The organism is Streptomyces sp. NBC_01471, from assembly GCF_041438865.1.
Classification (GTDB): domain Bacteria; phylum Actinomycetota; class Actinomycetes; order Streptomycetales; family Streptomycetaceae; genus Streptomyces.
In genome coordinates this window covers 7,752,772-7,779,422 of record NZ_CP109450.1, presented here as the reverse complement: position 1 = coordinate 7,779,422, position 26,651 = coordinate 7,752,772, and the positions used below count along the sequence as shown (strand labels likewise).

General features: G+C 72.0%; 26 protein-coding genes. 7 read left to right on the top strand and 19 right to left on the bottom strand.

The features are described from left to right. Positions 1-213 precede the first annotated feature (213 nt). From OG285_RS35210 to hsaA, 5 genes are all read right to left on the bottom strand, one after another. Entirely contained in the window at positions 214-1,902 is a 1,689-nt protein-coding gene (locus OG285_RS35210; protein WP_371793359.1) for an FAD-dependent oxidoreductase, read from the bottom strand. Positions 1,903-2,026: 124 nt separating this feature from the next. Continuing rightward, on the bottom strand, positions 2,027-2,524 hold the full coding sequence (locus tag OG285_RS35205; protein ID WP_356834558.1) for a flavin reductase family protein: 498 nt from the start codon (positions 2,522-2,524) through the stop codon (positions 2,027-2,029). Further along, a complete protein-coding gene (locus OG285_RS35200) occupies positions 2,512-3,405 on the bottom strand; it encodes a VOC family protein (RefSeq protein ID WP_371793358.1) in 894 nt (297 codons plus the stop codon). Before OG285_RS35200 ends, OG285_RS35205 begins: the two co-directional genes overlap by 13 nt. 14 nt (positions 3,406-3,419) lie before the next feature. Further along, positions 3,420-4,280, bottom strand: coding sequence for a 4,5:9,10-diseco-3-hydroxy-5,9,17-trioxoandrosta-1(10),2-diene-4-oate hydrolase (gene hsaD / locus OG285_RS35195; protein WP_371793357.1), 861 nt, complete (start codon positions 4,278-4,280; stop codon positions 3,420-3,422). Then, positions 4,277-5,446, bottom strand: coding sequence for a 3-hydroxy-9,10-secoandrosta-1,3,5(10)-triene-9,17-dione monooxygenase oxygenase subunit (gene hsaA, locus OG285_RS35190; RefSeq protein ID WP_371793356.1), 1,170 nt, complete (start codon positions 5,444-5,446; stop codon positions 4,277-4,279). The genes hsaD and hsaA overlap by 4 nt, the downstream gene beginning before the upstream one ends. Before the next feature lie 109 nt (positions 5,447-5,555). On the opposite strand from hsaA, the gene OG285_RS35185 reads away from it, so the two are divergent. Further along, positions 5,556-6,425, top strand: coding sequence for an IclR family transcriptional regulator (locus OG285_RS35185; protein ID WP_371793355.1), 870 nt, complete (start codon positions 5,556-5,558; stop codon positions 6,423-6,425). A gap of 49 nt (positions 6,426-6,474) precedes the next feature. Here the strand turns inward: OG285_RS35185 and OG285_RS35180 are convergent, their stop codons facing one another. From OG285_RS35180 to OG285_RS35155, 6 genes are read right to left on the bottom strand one after another with little or no spacing between them, the layout of a single operon-like run. After that, the gene (locus OG285_RS35180; protein WP_371793354.1) at positions 6,475-7,527 is read right to left on the bottom strand and encodes a 2Fe-2S iron-sulfur cluster-binding protein; all 1,053 of its coding nucleotides are present in this window, start codon (positions 7,525-7,527) and stop codon (positions 6,475-6,477) included. Further along, positions 7,520-7,720: a hypothetical protein gene (locus OG285_RS35175; protein ID WP_356834546.1), complete on the bottom strand. Its 201-nt coding sequence runs from the start codon at positions 7,718-7,720 to the stop codon at positions 7,520-7,522. The genes OG285_RS35180 and OG285_RS35175 overlap by 8 nt, the downstream gene beginning before the upstream one ends. Before the next feature lies 1 nt (position 7,721). Further along, a complete protein-coding gene (locus OG285_RS35170) occupies positions 7,722-8,858 on the bottom strand; it encodes a Rieske 2Fe-2S domain-containing protein (protein ID WP_356834544.1) in 1,137 nt (378 codons plus the stop codon). 58 nt (positions 8,859-8,916) lie between these two features. Further along, entirely contained in the window at positions 8,917-9,939 is a 1,023-nt protein-coding gene (gene dmpG, locus OG285_RS35165; RefSeq protein WP_371793353.1) for a 4-hydroxy-2-oxovalerate aldolase, read from the bottom strand. Between the two features lie 10 nt (positions 9,940-9,949). Beyond that, positions 9,950-10,861, bottom strand: a complete 912-nt coding sequence (locus OG285_RS35160) for an acetaldehyde dehydrogenase (acetylating) (protein WP_356834638.1) — start codon at positions 10,859-10,861, stop codon at positions 9,950-9,952. A 7-nt stretch (positions 10,862-10,868) separates the two neighbouring features. Then, positions 10,869-11,651, bottom strand: coding sequence for a 2-keto-4-pentenoate hydratase (locus OG285_RS35155; RefSeq protein WP_356834540.1), 783 nt, complete (start codon positions 11,649-11,651; stop codon positions 10,869-10,871). A 638-nt stretch (positions 11,652-12,289) separates the two neighbouring features. On the opposite strand from OG285_RS35155, the gene OG285_RS35150 reads away from it, so the two are divergent. Continuing rightward, positions 12,290-13,285 (top strand): tyrosine-protein phosphatase, encoded by a 996-nt coding sequence (locus tag OG285_RS35150; protein ID WP_371793352.1) that lies wholly within the window; start codon positions 12,290-12,292, stop codon positions 13,283-13,285. 35 nt (positions 13,286-13,320) lie between these two features. Here OG285_RS35150 and OG285_RS35145 read toward each other — a convergent pair whose 3' ends face one another. From OG285_RS35145 to OG285_RS35135, 3 genes are all read right to left on the bottom strand, one after another. After that, positions 13,321-14,487 carry an acyl-CoA dehydrogenase family protein gene (locus OG285_RS35145; RefSeq protein WP_371793351.1) on the bottom strand — a complete coding sequence of 389 codons (1,167 nt, stop codon included), beginning with the start codon at positions 14,485-14,487 and terminating at the stop codon, positions 13,321-13,323. Between the two features lie 92 nt (positions 14,488-14,579). Next, positions 14,580-15,653 (bottom strand): acyl-CoA dehydrogenase family protein, encoded by a 1,074-nt coding sequence (locus OG285_RS35140; RefSeq protein WP_371793350.1) that lies wholly within the window; start codon positions 15,651-15,653, stop codon positions 14,580-14,582. Further along, positions 15,650-17,326, bottom strand: coding sequence for a FadD3 family acyl-CoA ligase (locus OG285_RS35135; protein WP_371793349.1), 1,677 nt, complete (start codon positions 17,324-17,326; stop codon positions 15,650-15,652). The genes OG285_RS35140 and OG285_RS35135 overlap by 4 nt, the downstream gene beginning before the upstream one ends. Before the next feature lie 109 nt (positions 17,327-17,435). On the opposite strand from OG285_RS35135, the gene OG285_RS35130 reads away from it, so the two are divergent. Next, on the top strand, positions 17,436-17,990 hold the full coding sequence (locus OG285_RS35130) for a flavin reductase family protein (protein WP_356834530.1): 555 nt from the start codon (positions 17,436-17,438) through the stop codon (positions 17,988-17,990). On the opposite strand, the gene OG285_RS35125 is transcribed toward OG285_RS35130, so the two are convergent. Continuing rightward, positions 17,918-18,448 (bottom strand): PadR family transcriptional regulator, encoded by a 531-nt coding sequence (locus tag OG285_RS35125; protein ID WP_371793682.1) that lies wholly within the window; start codon positions 18,446-18,448, stop codon positions 17,918-17,920. The two genes, OG285_RS35130 and OG285_RS35125, sit on opposite strands and share 73 nt — an antisense overlap. Positions 18,449-18,682: 234 nt before the next feature. Here OG285_RS35125 and OG285_RS35120 point away from each other — a divergent pair, with 234 nt between their 5' ends. The 3 genes from OG285_RS35120 to OG285_RS35110 are packed head-to-tail and all read left to right on the top strand — an operon-like array spanning position 18,683 to position 21,518. Next, the gene (locus OG285_RS35120) at positions 18,683-19,810 is read left to right on the top strand and encodes an LLM class flavin-dependent oxidoreductase (RefSeq protein WP_356834528.1); all 1,128 of its coding nucleotides are present in this window, start codon (positions 18,683-18,685) and stop codon (positions 19,808-19,810) included. After that, positions 19,807-20,583, top strand: a complete 777-nt coding sequence (locus tag OG285_RS35115) for a glucose 1-dehydrogenase (protein WP_356834526.1) — start codon at positions 19,807-19,809, stop codon at positions 20,581-20,583. The genes OG285_RS35120 and OG285_RS35115 overlap by 4 nt, the downstream gene beginning before the upstream one ends. Then, the gene (locus OG285_RS35110; RefSeq protein WP_371793348.1) at positions 20,580-21,518 is read left to right on the top strand and encodes an alpha/beta hydrolase; all 939 of its coding nucleotides are present in this window, start codon (positions 20,580-20,582) and stop codon (positions 21,516-21,518) included. The genes OG285_RS35115 and OG285_RS35110 overlap by 4 nt, the downstream gene beginning before the upstream one ends. Before the next feature lie 111 nt (positions 21,519-21,629). On the opposite strand, the gene OG285_RS35105 is transcribed toward OG285_RS35110, so the two are convergent. Together OG285_RS35105 and OG285_RS35100 are read right to left on the bottom strand one after the other, a co-directional pair. Next, on the bottom strand, positions 21,630-21,845 hold the full coding sequence (locus tag OG285_RS35105; protein WP_371793347.1) for a ferredoxin: 216 nt from the start codon (positions 21,843-21,845) through the stop codon (positions 21,630-21,632). A gap of 4 nt (positions 21,846-21,849) precedes the next feature. After that, entirely contained in the window at positions 21,850-23,040 is a 1,191-nt protein-coding gene (locus OG285_RS35100) for a cytochrome P450 (protein WP_356834520.1), read from the bottom strand. Between the two features lie 113 nt (positions 23,041-23,153). Here OG285_RS35100 and OG285_RS35095 point away from each other — a divergent pair, with 113 nt between their 5' ends. Beyond that, complete coding sequence (locus tag OG285_RS35095) at positions 23,154-23,750, top strand: TetR family transcriptional regulator (RefSeq protein WP_356834518.1); 597 nt, start codon at positions 23,154-23,156, stop codon at positions 23,748-23,750. Positions 23,751-23,836: 86 nt separating this feature from the next. On the opposite strand, the gene OG285_RS35090 is transcribed toward OG285_RS35095, so the two are convergent. Then, positions 23,837-25,024 carry a peptidase S8 gene (locus OG285_RS35090; RefSeq protein WP_356834634.1) on the bottom strand — a complete coding sequence of 396 codons (1,188 nt, stop codon included), beginning with the start codon at positions 25,022-25,024 and terminating at the stop codon, positions 23,837-23,839. A gap of 791 nt (positions 25,025-25,815) precedes the next feature. Continuing rightward, on the bottom strand, positions 25,816-26,649 hold the full coding sequence (locus OG285_RS35085) for a VOC family protein (protein WP_371793681.1): 834 nt from the start codon (positions 26,647-26,649) through the stop codon (positions 25,816-25,818). Positions 26,650-26,651: the final 2 nt, after the last annotated feature.

The window sequence follows — 26,651 nt, the reverse complement described above, 5'->3', positions numbered from 1 at the left end:
GTATTGATGGATTCGCGATCGGGCGGAACTCTGCTATCCACTTCATCCAGGTGTCAAGACAGCAGACAGAACCCGGCCAACTCAAGTCCGATCAGCTGGTGTACGGAGACACAACCCCCTTCGCGTTCTGTGCAGTTGTCCGATGTATCAGGGAGAGCGCGGAAGGGGGCGGTCATGTCGACCGCCCCCTTCCGTGGCACACCCCGGCCGAGGTCACTGCCGGCGCACGCCCCCCAGCTCCCGCGCGATGTCCCCCACGGCCGCCCAGCTGAAGGCCATGGCGGGGCCGATGGTCGCCCCCGGTCCGGGATAGGTCTCGCCCATCACCGCCGCGGACACGTTGCCCGAGGCGTACAGCCCCCTGATGGCGCTGCCGTCCTCGCGCAGGACCCGCGCGGACCCGTCGGCGACCAGTCCGCCCTTGGTGCCGATGTCCCCCGGGTGGACGGGAATGGCGTAGTACGGGGCCTTGTCGAGCGGGGCGAGGTTGGGATTGAGCAGCGTCGGGTCGCCGTAGTACCGGTCGTAGACGCTGTCGCCCCGCCGGAAGTCCTCGTCACGGCCCGCCCGCGCGAAGCCGTTGAAGCGGTCGACGGTGGCGCGCAGCCGCTCCGGTCCCGCTCCGATCAGGGCGGCCAGCTCCGGCAGTGTCCGCGCCTTCTTGACGAAGCCGCTCGCCAGCCAGTCCTTCGGGAAGGGCTGCCCCGGGAAGAGGCCCATGAAGATGTAGCGCGCCCTGGACCGGGCGTCGAGGATCAGCCAGGACGGCACGGTGGAGGCGCCGGGCCGGTCGTTGGCGTACATCTCGTCGACGAACTGGTGATACGGGGCAGCCTCGTTGGCGTACCGCTCCCCCGCGCCGTTGACGATGACCATGCTGGGGATGCCGCGGTCGGCGACCAGGAAGAACGGCTTCTCACCGGGGCCGGGCGGTACGACGGACGGCGCGCCCCACATCTTGTCGAGCAGGTCCGTCGCGGCCCCCGCCTCGACGCCGAGCCGCAGTGCGTCCCCGGTCTGCCCGTCCGATGCCGAGGTCCAGGCGGTCGAGGTGGGCGCGGGCAGGTACTTCTCGCGCAGCTCCTGGTCGTGCGAGAAGCCGCCGGAGGCGAGGACGACACCGCCGTGCGCCCTGATGGTGACGGCCGAGCCGTTGCGCTCGGCGCGCACACCGGCGATCCGGCCGTCCTCCTCCACCAGGCCGGTGAGCGGAGTGGAGAGCCACAGCTCACCGCCGAGCGCGTCGAGCGACTGGCGCATCCGGGCGATCAGCGCCTCACCGAGCGCGGTCGGCTTCGCGCCCGCGGCCAGCGCTCCGACCGCCTTCATACCGACCCTCAGCGAGGTCTTCCGGCCCTCCCAGGTGCGGGCGACCATATTGAGGAAGCGGAAGTCGTACGAGGTGATGGTGAGCCCGTACGTGGGCAGACCGGCCCGGCGCATGGTGGCGCGGCGGTCGGGCGGGAGCTTCTTGAGGTCGAAGACCAGCGGCTCGATGGAGCGGCCCTGCGGGTAGCCGCCGAGCGCCTCGGGAAAGTAGTCGGAGTAGCCGGGGGTGTAGGCGAACCGGACCGTGGTGCGGTCGTGGAACTCGCGGACCATGCGCGGTCCGTGCTCCAGATAGGCGTCCTTGCGCTCGGCGGGCACCCGGTCGCCGACCGTCGCGTCGAGGTAGGCGCGGGCCTTGGCGGGGGTGTCGCCGAGGCCGGCGGCGTCCAGGTGGAAGTTGCCCGGTACCCAGATCGCGCCGCCGGACAGGGCGGTGGAGCCGCCGTACAGCTCCGTCTTCTCGATCACCAGGGCGCTCAGGCCGCGCAGCCGTGCGGTGATGGCCGCCGCGAGTCCGGCGGCGCCGGATCCGACGACGACCACGTCGTAACTGTGGTCCCAGCGGGTGTTCATGGGGCGGTCCTCTCCGGCCGGGCGCCGGTCGGCGCCGGCGCCCGGTCACGTTTCACGGCTGTGGTCCGCGGCGGGCGGGGGCGGCTGTCCGGCCGCTCCGCGCCGCCGGACCACGCGCCGGGGTTCATCGGAAGTCACCTGCCGCGTAGGCGCTGCCGAAGTAGAGCAGGGGCGATCCGTCCGGCCTGGCGACGAGTTCGAGCACCTCGCCGGTGACGACCAGGTGGTCGCCCGCCTCCTGGACGCTGTGCAGCGCGCAGTCCACGGTGGCCAGGGCGCCGTCGATCCGTACGGTGCCGTGCTCCGACACCGTCCAGCCGACGCCGTCGAACTTGTCGCCCCCGCGTCCGCCGAGGGCGGCGCAGACCTCGCGCTGCTCCTCGGCGAGGACGCTGACGGCGAAACGCCCGGTGCGCGCGACCTGCGGCCAGCTGGTCGACGCCTTCCCGACGCAGAGCATGACCAGCGGCGGGTCGAGGGAGAGCGAGGCGAAGGACTGGCAGGCCAGGCCCACCGGCCTCCCCTCGCCGTCGGCGGACGCGACGACCGTGATGCCGCTCGCGAACCGGCCGAGCACCTCCCGGAAGCCGGCCGGGGCGACCTGCTCCGTCAGCCGTTCCACTGGTGGCCCCAGAAGCTGTCGGCGGTCATCTCCTTGGCGACCCAGGTGGCGTCGTCGACGAGGCGGCCCTCGGTGCCGTACTCGACCTGGAAGCCGCCGGGTGCCTGCGCGTAGAAGGACACCATCAGGTCGTTGGTGTGCCGGCCGAGGGTGGAGGCGACGGGGATGCCGGCCGCGTGGAGGCGGTCGTAACCACGCCCCACGTCGTCGAGCGTGGCCACCTCGACCATGAAGTGCACGATGCCGGGCGCCATCAGGCCCGGGTAGAGGCCCAGGCTGTGGTGGCGGGGGTTGCACCCCATGAAGTGCATCCAGTGGACGTCACGGTCGGGGGCGCCGCCCGGCACGATCGCGGCGGGCAGCCGCATCGAGTCGCGCAGGGTGAAACCGAGGAGCCCCTCGTAGAAGTCGTACGCCTCCTCGATGGCGGGGGCGGGGAGCACCACATGGCCGAGGCCCAGGTCGCCGGTGACGAAGCGGTTGCCGTACGGGGTGACGGCCGGGGTGTGGTCCTGTGCCTGGCCCCAGAAGATCTCCAGCTGGTTGCCCGCCGGGTCCTGGCAGTGGAACATGCCCCGCACCCGCCGGTCGGCGAGCTCGTCGGGCTTGGCGTCCTCGACCTCGACTCCGGCCGCCGTGAGCTCCGTGCGGGCGGCGGCGAGCGCTGCGGCGTCGCGCACCTCCCAGCCGGCGGCCAGCAGCCGGTCGGTGGCGCCGCGCACGATGGTGATGCGGTGCGCGCGGTCGTCGAGCCGCAGCCGCAGGGTGTCCTCGGTCGAGCCGGGCGCCTCGATCATGCCGAGGACGTCGAGCGTGAAGGCACGCCACTCATCGAACCCGGCGGTTTCCAGACGCAGATAGCCCAGAGCGCGTATATCCATGAACCAGGTGCCTCTCAGTGCGTGAAGAAGTCGACGGCGAGCCGGTTGAACTCGTCGGCCTGTTCGGTCTGCGCCCAGTGGCCGCAGTGCGGGAAGACATGGAGCCGGGCGTCGGGGATCGCCTTGAGCGCCACCAGTGCGCCGTCGAGCGGGTTGGCGCGGTCCTCGCGGCCCCAGGTGAGCAGCACGGGTGCGGTGATGCGGTGGGCCTCGCGCCACAGCATGGTGTCCTGCTGCCAGGCCGGGTTGGCGAAGGACGCGGCCATCCGTGCGTTGCCGAGCTTGGCGCCGGGGCCGGTGGCCTGGGCCCAGCGCTCCTCGATCAGTTCGTCGGTGACGATCGCCGGGTCGTAGGCGAGTGTGGTCAGGAAGGTGCGCAGCTGGTCCTTGGTCGGCTCGGCGGCCGCGCTGAACTCGAAGAGCCGCTTGATGCCTTCGGTGGGGTCGGCGGCGAAGAGGTTGAGGGAGATCCCGCCGGGCCCCATCAGCAGCAGCTTGTCCACCTTCTCCGGATGGTTGAGCGCCATCCGCACGGAGGTGCCGCCGCCGAGCGAGTTCCCGATGAAGTGGGCGCGGGCGATGCCCAGTTCATCCATCAGGGCGGCCACGGCGTCCGCGCTGTAGCTGAAGAAGTCCTGGTCGAGTTCGGGCTTGTCGGATGCGCCGAAGCAGGGCTGGTCGACGAGGAGCGTGCGGAAGTGCTCGGCGAAGACCGGCAGGTTGCCGCCGAAGTTGGACCAGCCGGAGGCGCCGGGGCCGCCGCCGTGCAGCATGATCACGACGGGTGCGCCGGGGTCGGCGGGCCCGGCCTCGTGGTAGTGGATGCTGAGTCCGGCGGCCTTGGCGGTGCGCGAGGTGGAGTCGTGGTCGATCACAGCATCGTGTCCTGGGGGTCGAGGCCGAGGGCTCCGCGGCCGAAGAGGACGAGCGCGCGCTCGGGGTCGTTGGCGGCGTGGCCGCGGGCGTTGTGGGCGTCGCGCCAGGCGCGCTGGATCGCGTTGCCGCCGGTGCGCATGGCGCTGCCGCCGGCGTTCTCCATCAGCAGGTCGACGGCGGCGACCGCGCGCTCGGTGGCGAGCACCTGGTCGCGGCGGGTGCGGGTGCGCAGCGCGGTCGGCAGTTCCTCGCCGCGTTCGGCGCACTCGTACAGCTCCGTGATGTTCCGGACGAGCTGCAGCCAGGAGGCGTCGATGTCGCTGGCGGCGCGGGCGATGCGCACCTGCGCGAAGGGGTCCTCGGCGACCTGCTGCCCGTACGAGACGCGTATCCGCTCGCGGGTGGCGGCGACGTAGCTGTCGTACGCGCCTTCGGCGATGCCGATCACCGGGGTGGAGATGGTGGTGGTGAAGACCGAGGCGTACGGCAGTTGGTAGAGCGGTTCGGGGTTGTGCCGGCGCCCGGGGGCCTCCAGGGCGGTGACCGGTCCGAAGCTCAGGGCGCGGTGGTCGGGGACGTACGCGTCCTCGATGATGATGTCGTTGCTGCCGCTGCCGCGGAGTCCGACGGTGTCCCAGACGTCGTCGATGCGGTACTCGGTGCGCGGCACCAGGAAGGTGCGCATGTCGACGGGTTTGCCGTCGGCGTCGTTGATGATGCCGCCGAGCAGCGCCCAGTCGGCGTGGTCGCAGCCGGAGGAGAAGCGCCAGCGCCCGGAGAGGCGGAAGCCGCCGTCGACGGGGGTGACCTTGCCGGTCGGGGCGTACGAGGAGCAGATGCGGACCCGGTCGTCCGGGCCCCACACCTCTTCCTGGGCGCGCCGGTCGTACAGCCCGACGTGCCAGGGGTGGACGCCGACGACGGAGGCGACCCAGCCGGTGGACCCGCAGGCCCTGGCGATCTCTCTGACGGCGTTGTAGAAGACGGCGGGGTGTGCGGCGTAGCCGCCGTACGCCTTGGGCTGGAGGAGCCGGAAGAAACCGGTCTCGGCGAGTTCCTTGATGGAGGTGTCCGGCACGCGGCGCAGCGCCTCGGTCTCGGCGGCGCGCTCGCGCAGGGTCGGGGCAAGGGCCCGCACTGCGGCGAGGACTTCGTCGGCACTCATGCGCATCCCCTCTCGGTCGTCCTGGATGGATGCGAGGAACCTACGCTTTTACTATTCCGAAACGAAATACCTTCTTCCCGCTGAGCGGGAACCGTGGAAGCCTCACGGCATGGCAGAGCAGCCGCCCTCACTGTTGGAGAAGGCCGCCCTGGTGCTGGGCGCGTTCGAAGGCCCGGCACCCCGGCTGACGCTGACCGATGTGATGCACCGCTCGGGTCTTCCGCGCTCGTCGGTGCACCGCATACTCGATCAGCTCGTCCGCCTGCGCTGGCTCGACCGGGAGGGCCGCGACTACCGGCTCGGCATGCGGATGCTGGAGCTCGGCGCCCTGGCCTCGCACCACAACCGGCTGCGCCGGGCGGCTCTGCCGCATCTGCACGCGCTGCACGAGTCCACCGGGCACGTGGCGCACCTCGCCGTGCTCGACGGGCCCGAGGTGGTGTACCTGGAGCGCATCGGCGGCGCCCAGGACGGGGGCGTGCCCTCGCGGGTGGGCGGCCGGCAGCCCGCGTACTGCACGGGGACCGGCAAGGCGATCCTCGCGTTCAGCGAGGAGGCGCTCGTCGCCGAGGCGGTGCGGGCGGGGCTGCGGCCGCGCACGGCCCGCACGATCACCCGGCCGGTGACGTTCCATCAGGAGCTGGCGCGGATCCGGGACCGGGGCGTGGCCTTCGACGTCGAGGAGGCGTTCCGGGGGGTGTCCTGCGTGGCGGCGCCGCTGCGGGGCGCGGGCCGGGCCATCGCCTCGGTGTCGCTCTGCGGCAACGGGACACACCGCGAGCTGGAGCGGCTGGCCCCCGTGGTGCTGGCCACGTCCCGGGCGGTGTGGCGCTCGCTCTTCGGGCCGGGGCGCGCCGAGGCGCGGCCGCGGACGTCCGCGGCCACCGCCCCCGTCCCCGCGCCGGCGGTGGCCACGCCCATCGACGCGGCCGAGATGGACAACATGATGTCGTGGCTGCGGTTCGCCGACTGGATGTGAGGCGGGACTTCCCCGGCCGCATCAGGAAGAGCGGGTCAGGAGCAGCAGGTCAGGAGTAGCTGATGCTGATCCGCTCACTGGCCGGCAGCGCCTGGCAGGCCAGGATGTAGCCGTCCGCACGGTCCTGGTCGTCCAGGACGTCGTCGCGGACCACGGTGACCTCCCCCTCGACCACCCGGCAGGCGCAGGCGGCGCAGGAGCCCTCCCGGCAGGAGTACGGGGCGTCGATCCCGGCGGCGAGCAGGGCGTCCAGCAGCGGGGTGGTGGCTCCCCACGCCACCTGGTGGGTCTCGCCGTCCAGCTCGACCACCGCCAGGGCGCCTTCGCCGTCCGGCCCGGCGGACTCCGCGGGCTCCACCGGGACCGTACGGAAGACGTCCCCGGTGAGGGAGAAGAACCGTTCCCGGTGGATGGCGGCGGGGGCGGCTCCAGCGGCGCGGAGGGCGGCGTCCACCGCGTCCATGAAGGGCGCGGGTCCGCAGAGGTACGCGCGGTGGCCGGCGTAGGGCTCCAGGAGCCCGGCGAGCCGGTCCGCGGCCGGCAGGCCGTCGAGCGTCTCCAGCCAGTGCAGGACCAGAAGCCGCCTTGGATGGGCCTCGGCGAGCCTCCGGAGTTCCTCCCGGAAGATCACCGAGGTCTCGTCGCGGTTGGCGTACAGGAGCACGACGCGTCCCCGGCCCCCGGCCAGTGCCGCCTTGGCGAGGGAGATCACCGGGGTGATGCCGCTGCCCGCGGCCGCCAGCAGCAGATCGCCGTCCAGCGGGCCGGAGCCGAAGGTGCCGGCCGGGGGCAGCACCTCCAGTTCGTCCCCCTCGCCGATGTGGTCGCAGAGCCAGTTGGAGCCGTGGCCGCCCGCCACCCGCTTCACCGTGATCTTCATCGGTTCGCCGGAGTGCGGGGAGCTGGCGAGGGAGTAGCACCGTGCGGCCACTCCCCCGCCGGGACCCGGCAGTCGCAGCGTCAGGAACTGGCCGGGACGGTAGGCGAGTACGCCGTCGGCCGGGTCCAGGACGAAGGAGTACGCGTCGGCCGTCTCGGCCACCACCGCGGTGACCCGGACCCGGTGCGTACGGGCCGAAGGCACCTGGGGCAGCTCAGGCATCGGCCACCGCCAGCCGTCCGTCGCCGACGGCGCGGTCGATGCTGTCGCGCAGGGACGCGCAGGTGCGCATCCGGTCCTGGTACTCGGCGCAGACCGCCGCCGCGTCGGCCGTCCACTGCACGGAGGTGTGGGCCATGGAGAACTTCTCGCACAGGACCTGGTTGCCGCAGGCCGCGCACTCGACCGGTGTCATGTCAGCCCTCGCTCCGGTGGCGCGCCACGTTCTCGTCGACCTCGCGCTGCCACGCGGCGGTGGCACGGGCGGTGTCGATCTCGAACTCGAAGCGCTGGGTCATCTCGTCCTTGACGTCGCCCGCGTTCACATAGAACTGCTCGTACCAGCGGCGCAGTTGGTAGACCGGGCCGTCCTCCTCCGAGAGGAGGGGGTTGTCGATGCGGGTCTTGTTCTTCCAGATGTGCACGTCCTGCTCGAAGCCGACGGCAAGGCCGTCCGACGTGAGCCGCGCCGCGTCCGCCGCCTGCTCGTCCGTCATCCCGGGCAGCTTCTTGACGATCGCTCCGTACATCAGCAGGAAGCTGTCCGAGTCGATCGGATAGTGGCAGTTGATCAGCACGCTCTCCATGTCCACGTCCGCGCCGACGTCGCTCCACATGTAGTCGATCATGTACGAGGGGCCGTGGTACGAGGCGTCGGAGCGGAGCACGCCCTCGGTGCTGAGGGTGCCGAGGTCGACGTCACCTCGGGGTGAACTCTCCATGTACTGGGTGGCGGTGTGGCCTTCGAAGACGTTCTTGAAGTACGTCGGGAAGCAGTAGTGCACGTAGAAGAAGTGCGCCATGTCGACGACGTTGTCCACGATCTCGCGGCAGTTGGAGTTCTCCACCCGCAGGACGTTCCAGCTCCAGTCGCTCCACTCGTCGCTGAAGACCCCTTCGATCCGGGGGATGCTGACGCCGGGCGGCGGCGGCTTCCCCTCGGGGTCGTGCCAGACGAAGAGCTGCTTGTTCTCCTCCACGGTGGTCCAGGCCCGGGTGCGGGCCCGCGGCGGCACCCGGCGCGCGTAGGGGATTCCCGCGCAGCGGCCGTTGCCCGACCAGCGCCAGTCGTGGAAGGGGCAGGCGACCGCGTCGCCCTTGACCGTGCCCTGGGCGAGGTTGCCGCCCATGTGCGGGCAGTACGCGTTGAGGACGTGCAGCTCACCGTCGTCCTGGCCCTGGAAGACCACGAGCCGGGTGCCGAACGCCTCGATCTCGTGCGGCTCCCCGTCCTTGAAGGAGTCGGCGAGGCCGAGGCAGTGCCAGCCCCGCGCGAAGCGGGTGGGCGGCGCGGCCGCCTCAATGACGCGGACCTCTTCGCTTGCTGCGGTCATCTTGTGCCTCCTTGGTGGTGGTGTCGCATCGGGGCCGGCTGCGGGGGGGGGATCCGTGTCAGCGTCCGGCCGAGAGTTCGAGGGCGATGTCGATGAGCTGGTCCTCCTGGCCGCCGACGAGCTTCCGCTCGCCCGCGCGCAGCAGGATCTCGGCGCCGGAGACGCCGTACCGCTCGGCCTGGCGGTAGGCGTGCTTGAGGAAGCTGGAGTAGACCCCCGCGTGCCCCATCAGCAGGGCGAGCCGGTCGAGCCGGCACTCGTCGTCCATCACGGGGCGGACGGCGTCCTCGGCCGCGTCGATGATCTTGAGGACGTCGATGCCGGTGCGGATGCCCATCTTGGCGCAGACGGCGACGAGCGCCTCCACGGCCGTGTTGCCCGCTCCGGCACCGAGCCGCCGTGTCGAGCCGTCGATCTGGAGCGCTCCGGCCCGGATCGCGGCGATCGAGTTGCCGGTGCCGAGTGCGAGGTTCTCGTGGCCGTGGAAGCCGACCTGTGCGTCGTCGCCGAGTTCGGCGACGAGTGCGGCGACCCGGTCGGTCACGTCGTCCATGACCATGGCGCCGGCCGAGTCGACCACGTACACGCACTGGCAGCCCGCGTCGGCCATGATGCGGCCCTGCCGGGCCAGCGCTTCGGGTGGAGTGGAGTGCGCCATCATCAGGAAGCCGACGGTCTCCAGGCCCATGTCGCGGGCCAGCCCGAAGTGCTGGACGGAGATGTCCGCCTCGGTGCAGTGCGTGGCGATGCGGCAGATGGCGGCGCCGTTGGCGTGGGCGGCGCGGATGTCGTCCTTGACGCCGAGTCCGGGGAGCATCAGGAAGGCGATCCGGGCCTGCCGCGCCGTTTCCACGGCGGCCTTGATGAGGTTCTGTTCGGGGGTGGCGGAGAAGCCGTAGGTGAAGGAGGATCCGCCGAGTCCGTCGCCGTGCGTGACCTCGATGACGGGAACCCCGGCGCCGTCGAGTGCGGTGACGACCGACCGTACGTGCTCCTCGGTGAACTGGTGGCGCATGGCGTGCGATCCGTCACGCAGCGAGGAGTCGGTGACGCGGATGTCGAGCGTGTCCGAGTAGGGCATCTGGTACTCCTCAGCGGCCGGGCGCGAGGAGCGCCTTGGCGAACTCCTCGCCGACCTTGGTGGCGGCGGCGGTCATGATGTCGAGGTTTCCGGCGTACGGCGGGAGGTAGTCGCCCGCACCCTCCACTTCCAGGAAGACCGCGACGCGGGCCATGCCGCCGCTCTCCGGGGTGGGGTCGTCGAACTGCGGCTCGGAGCGCAGCCGGTAGCCCGGCACGTACGAGGCGACGTCCTCGGCGACCTGCTTGACGGAGAGGGCGATGGCATCGCGGTCGGCGTCCTCGGGAATGGCGCAGAACACGGTGTCCCGCATGATCACGGGCGGGTCGGCGGGGTTCAGGATGATGATGGCCTTGCCGCGCTCCGCGCCGCCGATGTCCTCGATGCCGCGGGCGGTGGTCCGGGTGAACTCGTCGATGTTGGCCCGGGTTCCCGGCCCTGCCGACACCGAGGAGACGGACGCCACGATCTCCGCGTACCGGACGGGGACGATCCGCGAGACGGCGTAGACCATGGGGATCGTGGCCTGGCCGCCGCACGTGATCATGTTGACGTTCGGCTGGTCGAGATGGGCGCGCAGGTTCGCGGGCGGTACGACGGCGGGGCCGACCGCTGCCGGGGTGAGGTCGATGGCGCGGATGCCGAGTTCGGCGTAGCGGGGGGCGTTGGCCCGGTGCACGGCGGCGGAGGTCGCCTCGAAGACGAGGTCCGGGCGCTCGTCGCCGTCGAGGAGCGGTCCGACTCCGTCGGGGCTGGCCTCGATCCCTGCCGCGCGGGCCCGGGCGAGCCCTTCGCTGGCCGGATCGACGCCGATCATCCAGCGGGGTTCGATGTACGGGGACCGCAACAGCTTGTGGAGCAGGTCGGTCCCGATGTTGCCGGAGCCGACGATGGCGGCGGTCGCCTTGGTCCTGTTGGTCATCATCACCTCAGATGAAGGAGAGCGAGACCGGGCCGAGCCCGGTGAAATCGGCGGTGTAGGTCTGGCCCGCCTCGACGTCGACAGCCCTGGTGCACGACCCGGGCAGCACCAGATGGCCCTTCTTCAGCGGGACGCCGAAGCGCGCCACGGTGCGGGCCAGCCAGGCCACGGAGGCCGCGGGGTCGCCGAGTACGGCGTCGCTGCGGCCCGCGGCGATCTGCTCGGAGCCGCGGCGCAGCACGGCGTCGATGGCCTTGAGGTCCAGTTCGCGCGGGTCGCGGCCGTCGCCGGTGACGTATCCGGCGGACGAGGCGTTGTCGGCGACGGTGTCGGCGATGGCGATGCGCCAGTCGGCGATCCGGCTGTCGATCAGCTCGATGGCGGGGACGACGCGTTCGGTGGCGGCGAGTACGTCCGCCGTGGTGCAGCCCTCGCCCGGCAGGTCGTCGCCCAGCACGAAGCCGACCTCGACCTCGATACGCGGCGCGCAGTACCGGCCGACGGCGACCGGCCGGCCGGCCGGCAACCGCATGTCGTCCATGAGGTGGCCGTAGTCGGGCTCGTCGACGCCCATCATGCGCTGCATGACGGGCGAGGACAGCCCGACCTTGTGGCCGTGCACGGATGCCCCGGCGGCGACCCTGCGGCCGATGCCGAGCAGCTGGATCTCGTACGCGTCCTCCGTACCGATTCCCGGGAACAGCTCGGTCAGCGGGGCGATGGGCCGCCGGTCGCGCTCGGCCGCGCCGAGCGCGTCCGCTGCGGTCTGCCGTTCACTGGCCGTGAGCATGGGCGGTCCTCCGCGAAAAGGGTGGGGCTGACGGGTGGTGGGACTGAGAAGTGGGGCTGAGAGGGCGCCGGCCCACGAAGTGGTGCCGGGCCTACGAGGCAGTGCGAAACCGGTGGTGGGACTGTGTGCCGAGGCTAGGCCGCGGTCCCCGGCGCGGCCGAGCGGCTGCTCCCGCTCAGTGGGAAACCCGCGCAGGCCGGTCGGTTTCGCGCGGCGGCCCCAGCAGCCGGGGGCGCTGGTGTTCCCGCAGGCGGGGCGCGTGTGACGGCTGTGCGGGAGCTTGTGACGGCCCGGCCGGCTCAGGTCCCGGGCCGGGCCGCGCGACAACCCCGCCGGCGGCACCTCCCCGGGGAGCGGATCCGCTGCTACCTTCCCGTCCAGCATCCGTCCGCCGCACCGGGCGGAGCAGCGACGACGCCTGTCCACCCCGTACCGGGTGGACGCCGGTCACCGCTGCCCGAGCCGGATTCCACCGCTCGCCGGGTGGGGCCCCCGACCGCCGGCGCCAGGGAGCATCCCGCGCCGCTCCGGGGGCCGCTGCCCACAGCGGGACGGCCGGCCGCACTGCCCGCACCGCCCCGGTCCCCGGCCGGATCCCCCGCACGTCACCCTGCCACCGCCCCCTGGGAGTTGTTCCGATGCTCCGTACCCGAAACCCGAACCGAAACCGGGCCGCGGCCCGCACCACCGTGGCCCGCACCGCCATGGCCCGCGTCCTGACCGCCGCGCTCGGCACGGCCCTGGTGCTCACCGGGTGTTCCCACCCGTCGCATACGTCCCACCCGTCGCACAGCGCGCATCCGGACACCACGAAAGCCGCCGGCTCGCGGCCGACGGCGCCCGACGCCCGGCACATCGCGCTCAAGGGTGCGGTCAACGTCCGTGACCTGGGCGGATACCGGACCAGCGACGGCAAACAGCTGCGCTACGGAGTCGTGTTCCGCGGTGACGCACTCGGCAAGCTCACCCCGGCGGACCTCACCGTGGCATCGAAGCTCGGACTCAGGTCGGTGGTCGACTTCCGGCTTCCCGTCGAAGTGAGGACCGACGGCGCCGACCGGCTCCCGAAGGGCGCGTCCGCCGTCCCGCTGCCGATCGACGACACCGGGCTGTACGAACGGACGACGGCGGCCATCGGCAGCCGTGACCCCGCCGAGCAGCAGAAGGCGCTGGGCGGCGGGAAGGGCGCGGAGACGATGCGGCGGATCTACCGCACGTTCGTCACCGAGGCCGGGGCCCGCCGCCAGTTCGCCCGGGTCCTGGACACCCTCGCCGACGGCAAGGGGTTGCCGCTGCTCTTCCACTGCACCTCGGGCAAGGACCGTACCGGCTGGATGAGTTACGTCCTGCTGCGCGCGCTGGGAGTGCCGGCCGCCACGGCCGAGGCGGACTACCTGCTCTCCGACGACATCCGCAGGAGCGCCGACCTCAAAACCCGCGACGGTCTGAAGAAGTCGGGGATCATGCGGGACCCGCAGCTGATCGTCCCGTTGCAGGAGGTCCGCAAGGACTATCTCGGCGCCGCGCTCACCGAGGCCGACCGGCGGTACGGCAGTTTCGACGCCTACCTCTCGAAGGGGCTCGGCCTGGATGCCGGGACGCTGCGCAGGCTCCGCACGAGCCTGCTGACATGACCGGCTGCCCGTCGGCGCCCGGCACCCCAGCGCGGTCAGGCCCGGGCTTCCTTCGGCAGGCCGAGGACCCGCTCCGCGATGATGTTGCGCTGGATCTCGTTCGAACCGGCGTAGATGGTGTCGGCGCGGGAGAAGAGGAACAGCCGCTGCCAGTCGCCGAGATCGTACGGTGCGCCGTCCGCCAGCATGCCGTCCGCGCCGCAGACGTCCATCGCCAGTTCGCCGAGCTCCCGGTGCCAGGTCGCCCAGTAGATCTTGCTGATGGAGGCCTCGGGCCCGGGAGCCCCGGCGGCCGCGCCGTCGAGCATCCGCAGCGCGTTGAAGCGGATGATCTCCAGTCCGGTCCAGGCCCGGGCCAGCCGGTCGCGGATGAGCGGGTCCCCGGCGGCGCCGTTGCGGCGCGCCAGGGCGATCAGCTCCTCCAGCTCGCGCCGGAACCCGACCTGCTGGCCGAGGGTGGAGACACCGCGCTCGAAGCCGAGGGTGGCCATGGCCACCCTCCAGCCGTCGCCGGGTTCGCCGACGACGTTGTCCGCGCCGGTACGGGCCGCGTCGAAGAAGACCTCGTTGAATTCGCTGGTACCGGTCAGCTGGGTGATGGGCCGTACCTCAACGCCCGGCTGGTCCATGGGCACGAGCAGGTAGGAGAGGCCCTCGTGCCGGTGCGTGCCCGGCCCGGTGCGGGCGACCAGGAAGCACCACTGGGACTCATGGGCCAGCGACGTCCAGATCTTCTGTCCGGTGACCGACCATCCGTCGGCGTCCCGCTCGGCGCGGGTACGGACGTTGGCCAGGTCGGAACCCGCGTCGGGCTCGCTGTACCCCTGGCACCACAGCTCCTCCACGGACCTGATCCCCGGGAGGAAGCGGTCCCGCTGGCCGTCCGTGCCGAAGGCGATGAGGGTGGGACCGAGGAGCTGTTCGCCGATGTGACCCACCCGGGCCGGGGCGTCGGCGAGCGCGTACTCCTCGTGGAAGGCGACCTGCTCCTCCAGGGTGGCGCCGCGGCCGCCGTACTCCTGCGGCCAGCCGATGCAGGTCCAGCCCGCGGCGGCCATGTGCCGTTCCCAGGCGAGCCGTTCGGCGAAGGCCTCGTGCTCCCGGCCGGGCCCGCCGCGGCCCTTGAGCGCGGCGAACTCTCCGGTGAGCCCGGACCGCAGCCACGTACGGAACTCGGAGCGGAACTTCTCGGTACTGCTCATGACACCTACACCTGCCAAACGATCGCTGGGGAGAAGAGGGCCGGCCACCGGCCGGTGCCGCGCCCGCTCCCGGGCGGGCCGGCCGGCCGGGGTCAGGCAGGGCGCTCGGCGCCGGCCCCGCGTGGTCCGACGAGTACCTCGGCGATCCGGTCGCGGTGCCCGGCCGGTGAACCGAAGAGCTGGGCCGAGCCGTGCGCCCGCTTGAAGTAGCGGTGGGCGTCGTGCTCCCACGTGATGCCGATCCCGCCGTGCAGCTGGATCATGTCCCCGGCCACCGCCGAGAACGCCTCGGAGCAGGCGGACTTGGCGACGGCCGCGTACCTCGACAGGTCCGGTGAGCCGTCGGCCGCCGCCCACGAGGCGCCGAGGGCGGCGGAACGGGCGGACTCGACGCGCACGAAGGCATCGGCGAGCCGGTGCTTCACGGCCTGGAACGAACCGACCGGCCGGCCGAACTGCACCCGGTCCCGCACATGGGCGACGGTGAGTTCGAGGCAGCGCTCCGCCGCGCCGACCTGTTCCGCGGCGAGAGCCGTACAGGCCAGGTCCCGTACGTGTGCGAGGACCCGGTCGCCGTCCGCACCGACGGCCCGGGCCTCTGTCCCGTCGAACCGCAGCGTCGCCTGCGGTCTGGTCAGGTCCATCGTGGTGTGCGCCTCGCGCTCGACACCGGCGGCCCCCGACGGGACGTGGAACAGCGCGAGCCCGGTCTCGGTACGGGCGGCGACCAGCAGGACATCGGCGTCGGCCCCGTCCAGGACATGGTCCTTGACCCCGGTGATCCGCCAGCCGTCGGCACCGCACACGGCACGGGCCCGTACGGCTTCCGGGCGCCACGACCCGTTCTCCGCCCAGGCGAGCGCCCCGGTGGTCCTGCCCTCCGCCAGCGCGGGCAGCAGCCCGGTGTCGCCCGCGGCCAGCAGCGCCTGGGTGGCGAGGACCGCGGAGCCCAGGTACGGGACCGGGGCGAGCGCCCGTCCGAGCTCCTCCATGACCACATGGACCTCGACGGGGCCGCATCCCGCTCCGCCGTGCTCCTCCGGGACCGCGAGACCGGCCGCCCCGATCTGCCGGGTGAGCGGCCCCCAGGCGGCGGCCCCTTCGTGACGGGCCAGCAACGACCGTACGGCCGTGCGCAGTTCCTGGTGCTCCTCGCCGAATCTCATCGGCTCTCTCCTTCCGGCTGGGCGGTCTGTTCGCCTTGCCGCGCGCTGGCGGGTACGTCCCTCGGTCCGTCCTGCGGGAAGTCCTGCGGGGTGTACTCCTTGGCGGCGCGCCGCAGTTCGGCCTTGAGGATCTTGCCGCTGGCGTTGCGCGGCAGCTCCGCGACGACGTGGAAGCGGCGCGGGACCTTGAAGTTGGCGAGCCGCTCCCGTGTCCAGGCGGTGAGTTCGGCCGGGTCGGGGCCCCGGCCGTCCTCGGTGACGAGGTAGGCGACGCCGACCTCGCCCAGCCGTTCGTCGGGGGCGCCGACCACCGCGGCCTCACTGATGAGTTCGTGGCCGCGCAGGACGTTCTCGACTTCGGCCGGGTAGGCGTTGAAGCCGCCTACGACGTACATGTCCTTGAGCCGGTCGGTGATCGAGAGGTAGCCGCGTTCGTCCAGTACGCCGATGTCGCCGGTGTGGAGCCAGCCGTCGCCGTCCAGGATTCCGGCGGTGGCCTCGGGGTCGTCCAGGTATCCGAGCATGACCTGTGGGCCGCGTACGGCGATCTCCCCCGCGCTCCCCGGGGGCAGGGGTTCGCCGTCCCGGCCGCCGGGGCCGACGACGCGGATCTCGGTCCCGGGCAGCGGCAGGCCCACGGAGTGCGAGACGCTCCACGCGTCGGCGTCGACGGGGCAGACCGCGACGACGCCCATGCACTCGGTGAGGCCGTAGGCCGTGAACACGCCCGGCGCGCCCAGCCGTTCGCGGATCTCGTCGACGAGCGCGACCGGCACGACGGCGGCCCCGGTACCCGCGAGGCGCAGCGCGGCGAGGTCGTGGCGACCGAGGTGCGGATGGCGGACCAGTCCGTGGAAGACGGTCGGCGGGGCGAGGAGCACACTGATCCGCTCGTCCGCGATCCGGCGCAGTACCCGGTCCACGTCGTAGACCGCCTCGGGGACCATCGCGACGCCGCGCAGCAGGCAGGCGACGAAGCCGGCCTTGTAGCCGAAGGTGTGGAAGAAGGGGTTGACCAGGAGATAGCGGTCACCGGGGCGCAGCGTGACGGCCCGGGACCAGGCCTCGATTCCGGCGAGCACCTGCCGGTGGGTGCTCATGACGCCCTTGGGGCGGCCGGTGGTACCGGAGGTGTACAGGATGTCGGCGAGGTCGTCGGGTCCGACGGCCGCGGCACGGGCTGCCCGCCGGACCTCGGAGACGTCCCGCCCGCGCGCGAGGCAGTCGTCCCAGCTCACCGCCGTCCCGGTCGCCGTGCCGCGGAGTACGACGACGGATGCGAGAGCGCCGGTGTCCTCCCCCGATTCGCTCAGCATGGCCACGTAGTCGATGCCGAGGAAGCCGCGTTCGGTGAGCAGGGTGCGGGCTCCGCTGCGGCGGATGATGTCGGCGGCCTCGGCTGCTTTGTAGCGGGTGTTGAGGGGAACGAGCACAGCCCCGGCGGAGAGCGCGCCGAGAGCGGCCGCGATCCATTCGCGGCTGTTGGAGGCCCATAGCGCCACCCGGTCGCCCGGCTCCACGCCGTGGGCGATGACGGCGCGCGCCGCGGCGTGGACCGCGTCACTCAGCTGTCCGAAACTCCAGCGGACCTCTCCGTCGGCGAGGGCGTCGAGGCCCGCGTACGCGCGGGCCGCGAAGTCGGTGAGCTGCGCGAGGGTGGTGGGTGGTGGCACCTGGTGTGCGCTGATGATGACCCTCCCTACTTGACGTGCGAGCGTGGCCGGTATCCAATCACACGTGTTTCGGTTAGGCATATACCTAGTAGGAACATTGGAGGCAAGCATGCCGACCCTCACCCCTCACTCCACCCCGGGATTCGACGACTCCATGCGGGAGGTGCTCAGCAGTTTCTGCACCGGAGTCGCGGTCATCACCGCGATGCAGGCCGACGGCCGCCCGACGGGCATGGCCGTCCAGTCCTTCTCGTCGGTGTCACTGGAGCCGCCGCTGATCTGCTTCTGCCCGGCCCTCACCTCGACGACCTGGCCGCACATCCGCGAGGCGGGCCGCTTCGCGGTGAACATCCTGGCCGCCGAACAGCAGCCGCTGTGCAGGCAGTTCGCGGTGACCGGAAAGGAGAAGTTCCAGAACGCGGCCTGGCGTCCCGGCGCCAACGGCGCACCGCTGCTCGACGGGGCGCTGGCCACCATCGAGTGCGACCTCGCGGACACCTTCCCCGGCGGCGACCATCTGATCGCGCTCGGCCGGGTCACCGCGCTGGAGCGGCACGGCTGCGCCGGGCCGCTGCTGTACTTCCGGCGGGGCTACGGCCGCCTGCGCTCCAGCTCCTCCAGGTCGGCGAGCATCGAGTCGGCCAGGTCGCGCTCCGACGCGTAGTAGCGCTCGGCCCACTTGAGGGTGAGGGTGGGATACGCCCACGCCTCCTCGCCCCGCGCTCCGGCGATGTCGACCTCGGCGCGCTGCCGCATCTGCTCCGCGTACTCGCGGTGGGTGCCGAGCACATCGCGCACCTGCTGGGTCTCCAGCAGGTGGCCGAGCCAGATCCGCAGCATGACGCCGTGCTTGAGCACGGGCGGCTCGACAGGCGACTCACGCGCCCAGGTCCGCACGGCGTCCATCCCCTCACCGGTGATCGAGTAGACGCGCTTGTCCCGGTTGCCGGTCTCCTGGGCGACCATGCGGGAGGTCACGTAACCGACCTTCTCCAGCCGCTTCAGCTCACCGTAGATCTGCGAGAACGACGGGCTCCAGTAGAAGAACCGCAGCGACCAGTCCGACCACTTCTTGAGGTCGTAGCCGGACAGCTCCTCACCGAAGGAGAGCAGCCCGAGCACCGCCCAGCTGGTCGCCGGGAGCGCCGGCCTGCCGGGCTCAGCGCCCTCCTGACCGCCCCGTTCGCCGCCCTGTTCACCGCTCGTCCGCTTCTCCGCCACGCCCCGCAGTCTACGGTCCGGCCACGTCCGGCCGGACCGCGCCGACCCGCTGCGCGCCCGTCCCGCCCCGCCCCTTCCGTCCATTATTTATGCCTGATAGAAATATTCCTAATCGAAATACTCCGGAGGCATCCCGTGAAGTTCTCCATGATCTTCGAGGCACAGCTCTCGAACCCGACCCCCGAGCGCGAACGCCAGGTCATCAACGACTGCGTCGAACAGGCCGTGTACGCGGAGGAGATGGGCTTCGACCGGATCTGGGCCGTCGAGCACCACTCGCTCTCGCAGTACGCGCACATGAGTGCGTCCGAGATCTTCCTGACCTGGGTCGCCGCGCGGACCTCCCGCATCCGCATCGGCCACGGCGTCGTCACCATGCCCTTCGGCTACCAGCACCCGGTCCGGGTCGCCGAGCGCGCGGCCATGCTCGACGTGCTCTCCGGCGGGCGCGTCGACATCGGCTCCGGTCGGGGCGCGACGAAGCAGGAGATGTCCATGTACGGGGTGCGCCCCGAGGACACCTATCCGCAGATGGAGGAAGCGCTGCGGATCTTCTCCGCCGCCTGGCGTGAAGAGCGGTTCGAGTGGCACGGCTCGATCGACATCGGTCCGGGCGCCGTACTTCCCCGCCCCGTACAGGGCCCGCATCCGCCCCTCTTCATGGCGTGCAGCAAGCACGAGACCCTCAAGCTCGCCGCCGAACTGGGCATCGGCGCCCTGGTGATGGGATTCGCCGGGGCCGACGACGTCCGCACGATGCGTGCGGTGTACGACGAGGCCATCGCCACCAGGAGCGGCGAGCGGTGCGTGTCCACCGAGGTGAACGACCACTTCTCGGCGCTCTGCCCCACGATCGTCCTCGACGACGCGGAGCGCGCGCTGCGCATCGGCACCCGGGGCCAGCGCTTCTTCGCCGAGTCCATCGCGCACTGGTACGGGAACTCGCCCGCGCCCACCGGCGACGACGAGGACGAGGACCACGTGGCGGTGATGGCGCGCGAGCGGGACGAGCTGGTCGCCAGGCTGCACGACGCCAACATCCCGGCCCGCCCGGTCGACACCGGCACCTACAACGCGGACCACGCCTACGGCACCGCCGGGACGGCCATCGCCTATGTCGAGAAGCTGCGCGAGATCGGGGTGGACGAGGTGATGTGCCTCATTCAGATGGGCACGGTTCCGCAGGAGGCGTGCATGGAGACCATCCGCCAGTGGGGCGAGACGGTCATCCCGCACTTCCGGGCGCTGGACGGCGAGAAGTGACCGCCCCCTCGGCCGCGGACGCGGCGGCGGACGGCGTACGGCTGGACGGCAAGGTGGCGCTGATCACCGGGGCCGGCCGGGGCCAGGGGGCCGTGGAAGCACGGCTGTTCGTGGCATCGGGCGCGCGCGTCGTGATCACCGACGTCCGGGAGGAGGAGGGCCGCGAGGTCGCCGCCGCCCTGGGCGGTGCGGCGGTGTTCGTCCCGCACGACGTGACGGACGCGGCGAGCTGGGAGACGGCGGTCGCGACGGCCGTACGGAGTTTCGGACGGCTGGACGTCCTCGTCAACAACGCCGCTCTGTGGCGGACGGCCCCGGTCGACACGGAGACGCAGGAGAACTTCGAGCTGCTGTTCCGCGTCAATCTGCTGGGCCCCTTCCTGGGCATCAAGGCCGCACTGCCCGCCCTGCGGAGTGCGGGCGGCGGGTCCATCGTCAACATCTCGTCGACGGCGGGCCTGGTGGGCATCGCCCAGCACGCGGCCTACGGATCGAGCAAGTTCGGGCTGCGCGGACTCAGCAAGCACGTCGCGCTCGATCTCGCGGCCGACGGCATCCGGGTCAACTCGGTGCACCCCGGGATGGTCGACACCCCGATGGTCGCGGGGGCGCTGGGCGAGGACGCCGGGCAGCGGGAGCACCCGCGCGTGCCGCTGCGGCGCATGGGACGGCCGGACGAGGTCGCCGAGCTCGTCCGCTTTCTGGCCTCCGACGCCGCCTCCTACATCACCGGAGCGGAATTCACCGTGGACGGGGGGCTGACCACCGGATGAGCCTGACCCCCGCGGCACGCCGCTTCGCCGACGCGCTCACCCACGGTTTCCCCGACCCGGCGGACGGCCCCCTGGAGGCCGCCGCCCTGCGCAGAGCCTCCTCGGCAGGGCCGCCACGCGGGCTGCCGGAGGTCGCCCGGGTGACGGACGCGTCCGCACCGGGCCCGCCGGGCGTCCCGCCCGTGCCCGTACGGATCTATGACCCCGACCCGCACGGCACGGACGGCGACCGGCCGGTCGTCGTCTTCTGCCACGGTGGCGGCTGGGTGATGTGCGGCCTGGACACGCACGACGGCCTCTGCCGCGAACTGGCTTCGCGTACGGGCGCGTTGGTGGTGTCCGTCGACTACCGTCGCGCACCGGAGCACCGGTTCCCCTGCGCGCTGCTCGACGCGTACGCCGTCACCGGCTGGGCGGCCGGGCGCGCCCGTGAGCTCCGCTTCGACCCGTCCCGGCTGGTCGTCGCGGGAGACTCCAGCGGCGGCAACCTGGCGGCGGCCGTCGCCCTGATGGCGCGGGACGACGGCAACGGGCCCGCCATCGCCGCCCAGCTCCTGGTCTACCCGGCGCTCGACGAGCGCCTGGAGACGGCTTCGGCCACCGAGTACGCCACCGGGTTCTTCCACACCACCGCCCATATGCGCTGGTACTGGCAGCAGTACCTCGGGCCGGACTGCGACGGCGCGGACCCCCGCGCCTCACCGGTGTGCGCCGGCGACCTGGGCGGGCTTCCCCCCGCACTGCTGATCCTGCCCGAGTGCGACCCGCTGCGGGACGAGGGGCAGGTCTACGCGGAGCGGCTGCGCGCGGCGGGCGGGTCGGCCGAAGTGCGGGTGGAACGGGGGATGTTCCACGGCTTCCTCGGCGGTGCCGGTGTGCTCCCCGAGGCGGACGCGGCGCTCGGCGCGGCGGCCCGGTGGCTGCTGGACATCTGACGGGCCGCGGCGCCTCCCTCTCCGTGTTCCGGAAGGGGAGGCGCGTCGGCGGCCCCGGCGGCCGGAAGCCCGCTGCGGGCCCCGCCCGCCTCCGGCTCTCAGCCCCCGGCCCTATGGCCGTGGGCCGATGAGCTTCTCCCCGTCGTGGACCGTGATGGCCATCGCCGGGCAGATGTCCGCCGCGTCCAGGGCCCGCTCGTCCTCGGCGATGTCGCCGTTGAGCGCGCGGGCACGGTCGTGGTCGAGGGCGAAGAGGTCGGGGGCGGCTCCCGCGCACATCCCCGACGCCATGCACTGCGTCCGGTCCACCTCCACGTGCCAGGTCATCGGCTCACCACCCCACGGGCATGACACGGGGACCGCGGACCAGCATCTCGCCCTTCCAGACGATGTCGCCCGCGAGCCTGAGATCCGGGAAGCGGGCGGTGAGCGCGCCGAGGGCCTCCTGGAGTTCGAGCCGGGCCAGCGGGGCACCCAGGCAGTGGTGGACGCCATGGCCGAAACCCAGGTGCTGGTTGGTGGCGCGGGAGAGGTCCAGCTTGCCCGGGGCCGAGAAACGCAGCGCGTCCCGGTTCGCCGCGCCCACCGCGACCAGGACGGGAGAGCCGGCGCGCACGAGTGTGCCGCCCACCTCGATGTCCTCCTTCGCGTACCGGGGCTGGCCCGCACCGCTGCCGAGCGGCACGAAGCGGAGCAGTTCCTCCACGGCGCTGTCGATGAGCCCGGGCTCCGACCCCAGCCGCTGCCACTCCCCCGGGTGGTCGAGGAGCGTGTGGACGAAGTTGGGGATCTGACTCGCGGTGGTCTCGTGCCCGGCGACCAGGATGCCGACGCAGAGGTCCACCAGTTCGAGCTCGGACAGCCGGTCACCGCCGTCCCTCGCCTCGATGAGCGCCGTCATCAGGTCGTCGCGCGGCTCGGCGCGGTGCTGGGCGATCAACCCGGCCATATAGGCGCGGAGTTCATCACGGTTGGCCTCGAACTCCTCGGCCGTGAGCGAACTCGTCGAGAGCGCGGCGTCACTCCAGACCCGGAACTTCGGCCGGTCCTCCTCCGGCACGCCCAGCATCCGGCAGATCACGGCGACGGGGATCGGCAGTGCGTACTCCTCGACCAGGTCGACCGGCGGTCCGGCGGCCTCCATCCGGTCGAGCAGCCCTGCGGTCAGCTCCCGCACCTGGGGGCGGAGCTTCTCGACCTGGCGGACGGTGAACGCCTTGGCCACCAGCGAGCGCAGCCGGGTGTGGTCGGGCGGGTCCATGCCCAGGATGCCGCTGTCCCTGCGCCCCTCGCCCTGGCGGGGTTCGTCGTGGTTGTACCCCTCGGCCCGGCTGAAGCGCAGGTCGCCCAGGACGAAGCGCGCCTCCTCGTAGCGGGTGACGAGCCAGGCCGGTTCGCCGTAGGCCATCCGGACCTTCAGCAGTCCCGGCCGGTTGCGCACCTGTTCGTACTCCTCGGCCAGGGCGAGGCCCTCGGCCGCGTTGAAGGGATAGGCGAGAGGTTCCGTGCTGGCTGTGGTCACACTGCTCTCCTCTTTTGTAAGCACCTGCTTACATACGCTAGGTGGGCGGCCGGGAGCCGTCAACGGCGGTATATGGCCGTTATGCTGACGCCTCATCGACGAGGAGCCCGATCATGGAGGAACACCCCAGCAGCGGGTCGGCCGAGCGGCGGCGTGACGCCCGGGGAACCCGGCGGCTGCTCCTCGACGCGGCGGCGAAACTGTTCGCCGAGCGGGGGTACGAGGCCGCGACGGTGCGCGACATCGCGGCGTTGGCGGGGGTCAACCAGGCCCTGTTGTTCCGGTACTTCGGCTCGAAGCAGGCCCTGCTCACCGAAGTGATGGCGTCCGGGGGCCAGGAGCAGGTGCGTACGACGGCGCCGGAGCAGCTGTTCGCCACCGCTCTGCGCGGGATGCTCACCGGTGGCGGGAAAGAGGGGGCGGACCTCCCGCTGGCCGTCTACCTGCGGTCGATCGGGACCGGTGGCGCAGCAGGCGACATGGTCAAGGCGCTGGGAGACGAGTACTCCGCGGCGCTCTCCACGCTGTCAGGGGAGGAGGACAGCCTCCTGCGCGCGGACCTCGCCATGGCGTGGCTGCTGGGGATCGGCCTGATGCGGGTCGTCGTGGCCAAGGAGCCGCTGGCCGGTGCCAGTCCGGACGAGATCTCCCGGCTGGTGCTCGGCGCGCTGGGGAGTCTGCTGGAGGACCTGCCGCCCGCCGGGGAGTGAGACCCGGCCACCCTGGTGCCGTGTGCGGACAGCCTCGCGGGGCGGTCCGCAAGGAACCGCCCCGCGAGGAGTCGACGCAACGGACGTCAGCCGGTGAAGGCCGCGGTTCCGTTCGGCGTGCCCAGGCCGCTCGGGCCGTCATAGCCCGCCTTGCCGGTGCACAGGTACGACGAGCCACAGCTGCCGTTCGAGCCGCTGGTGACGTCGTTGAGCGAGCCGGTGTGCGCGTACGGGAACGACGCCGGGGTGGAGCCCGACGACGGGGTGCCCGCGAGTGCGTAGACCGCCGCGATCAGGGGCGACGAGGCGCTGGTGCCACCGAAGACCATCCAGCCGGTGCCCGGGCTGTACGAGTCGTAGACGGCGACGCCGGTGTTGGGGTCGGCGACGGCCGACACATCGGCGACCGTGCGCTTGGCGCACCCGGTGTCCTTCTGCCACGTCGGCTTGGCGTCGTAGCCCGAGCAGCCCGAACCGGCGCCGCTCCACACCGTGTCCACCCAACCGCGGGTGGAGGAAGCGGTCTTGAGCGACGTACCGCCGACGGCGGTGACGTAGCGCGAAGCGGCCGGGTACTCGGCGCCGTAGCCGTCGTCACCGGAGCTCACCGTGATGGCCACACCGGGGTGGTTGAAGTACTTGGTGTCGTACGAGCTGTCGGAGGAGGACTCACCGCCGCCGTAGCTGTTCGAGACGTACTTGGCGCCGAGCTTGACGGCCGAGTTCACCGCGGTGCCCAGGTTGTCCATCGTCGGCGTCGTGGCCTCCACCAGGAGGATCTTGCAGCTGGGGCAGGCCGCGCTGACCATGTCGAGGTCGAGCGATATCTCCTCGGCCCAGCCGCCGTCGGCCGAGGGCAGGGTGGAGGTACCGGACTGGCCGACCTTCTTGAAGCAGCCGTTGGCCGTGGTGCACGCCGAAAGCCCGTACTGCTTGCGGTAGGTCGCGAGGTCGGACTCGGCCTTCGGGTCGTCATAGGCGTCGACGATCGCCACGGTCGCACCCGAACCCGCGGTGGCGGAAGGGAGCTTGTAGGCCGCCTGGAGCGAGGACGGGCCGAGGCCCGACGGCGCGGCGGCGGCGGTGAGGTTGCGCTCGGTGTTGGCCGACGCGGGGGTGCCGGACGTGACATGGAGTGCGTTGCACGCCATGTAGTCCTTCTTCGTCGGCTGTGCACACGACCGGGCCACCTTGACGCCCTGGGCCGATGAACCCGAATGGGCGGGCGCCGCCTGGCCGATGGGTGCGGCCAGCGCGAGCGCGGCGGCGGCCATACCGGCCACCGCCGTGAGGGAAAGGGATCTGCGCAACAACGTTCTGCCTCCGTCTTGTGGGGGAACGAGGAGCTGTGCGGGTGCGCTTGCAGCCCGGGCCGACGGGGTTACGCAGCCGGGGCGGCCACAACCTACGGTCGCCAGGAACACGTCAACAAGATGGGCAGGGGCGTCTGTACCCGCGTTTTACTCTTGGGGACGGCCGATGGGGATCCCATGGCCAAAGGCTTGCCTGCTGGGGAGAGTGAGCAGACGTGATACGGGGGTGGCACCGAACGGCGCCTGTGTGAACGGATGTTGGGGAGGCGCGGGCGGCTCGGGCCCGCCTCGCCCCCTGCGGCACCGGCCCACCGCGGAGCAGGGCGTCATCGCTCGCGGAGGCGAGAGGCGGACCGCGGTGGGGCATCCCGGACGGCCCCCGGCGGCGGTCGTGCGACCTCGGAGGGCGGGTCGGCTCCTCCTCGGAGGGTCCACCGGTCACGTCCCGGCGACGCCGGCCGGGTCATGACGACCGGACCGCGCCCGGGAACCGCTGAGGCCGAACAGGCCCTGCGGCGCCTCACCCCCAGCGGGCCCAAGCATCCGGCGTACCGGGCGAATCAGCGGACACTCAACGCGAGCGAGGCCCGAACAGGTCCTCGACAAGGGTGGCCAGCAGAGCAGCGGAAATGCCCGATCGCGTCAGGGCCCCGCGGCGGACACGCAGCAGACGACCGGGCCGGCAAGGGCGTCAACCGTGGCGTCGGGGCAGCCGGCTCGGGGGTGTCCCTTCGGTGCAGCGACCGGAGGCCCTACTCCGCAGGCCCCGGCGACAGCCGGGCGCCCACGTCCCCGGGATGCAGCGGGGTCACGGTGAACAGACCGCCGTCCGGGTCGCGCAGTGTCGCCTCCGCGCCGGAGGGCGTCGCCTGGCGGGCCACCACGGCGCCGCCGTGCGCGAGCGCCGCCTCCACACAGGCCGGCACATCGGCCACCGGGAAGTGCACCTGCCAGTGGGGCCGGATCGCCGGGTCACTCGCCGCCTCCAGCGCGCCGGAGCTGAGGCGCGCGACCACATGGCCGCCACTGCGCAGCACGACCTCGTCCTGCTCGTACTCGACCTCGCAGCTCCCCGGAAGTCCGCTGGCCCAGTCCAGCACTCCCCCGTAGAAGATCGCCGCGTCGAAGGCGTTGCGGGTACGCAGCCGCAGCCAGGCGGGTGCGCTGTCGCGCCACGCCTCCCAGCCGGTGAGGAGCTGACCTTCCCAGATGCCGAAGACCGCGCCGTCCCGGTCCGCGGCCAGTGCGCCGCGCCCCGAGACGAGGGACACCGGCCCGATGGCCACCGTGCCACTGCGCTCCCTGATCCGGGCGGCGGCCACATCCGCGTCGGCGACCGCGAAGAACGGCGTCCAGGCCACGGCGACCTGGAGGGCGGGGGCGAGTGCGCCGATACCGGCGACCGGCGATCCGTCCAGGAGGGCGACGCTGAATTCCTCGCCGAGTTTCGCCGGCCGGAACTCCCAGGACATCACGGCTCCGTAGAAGTCCTGGGCCGCCACCAGATCCCGTGCGGTCAGGTTGACCCAACAAGGGGCCCCGGAGACCGCGTCGCTCCATTCCACGCCTGCGGCATCCACCGGGATCT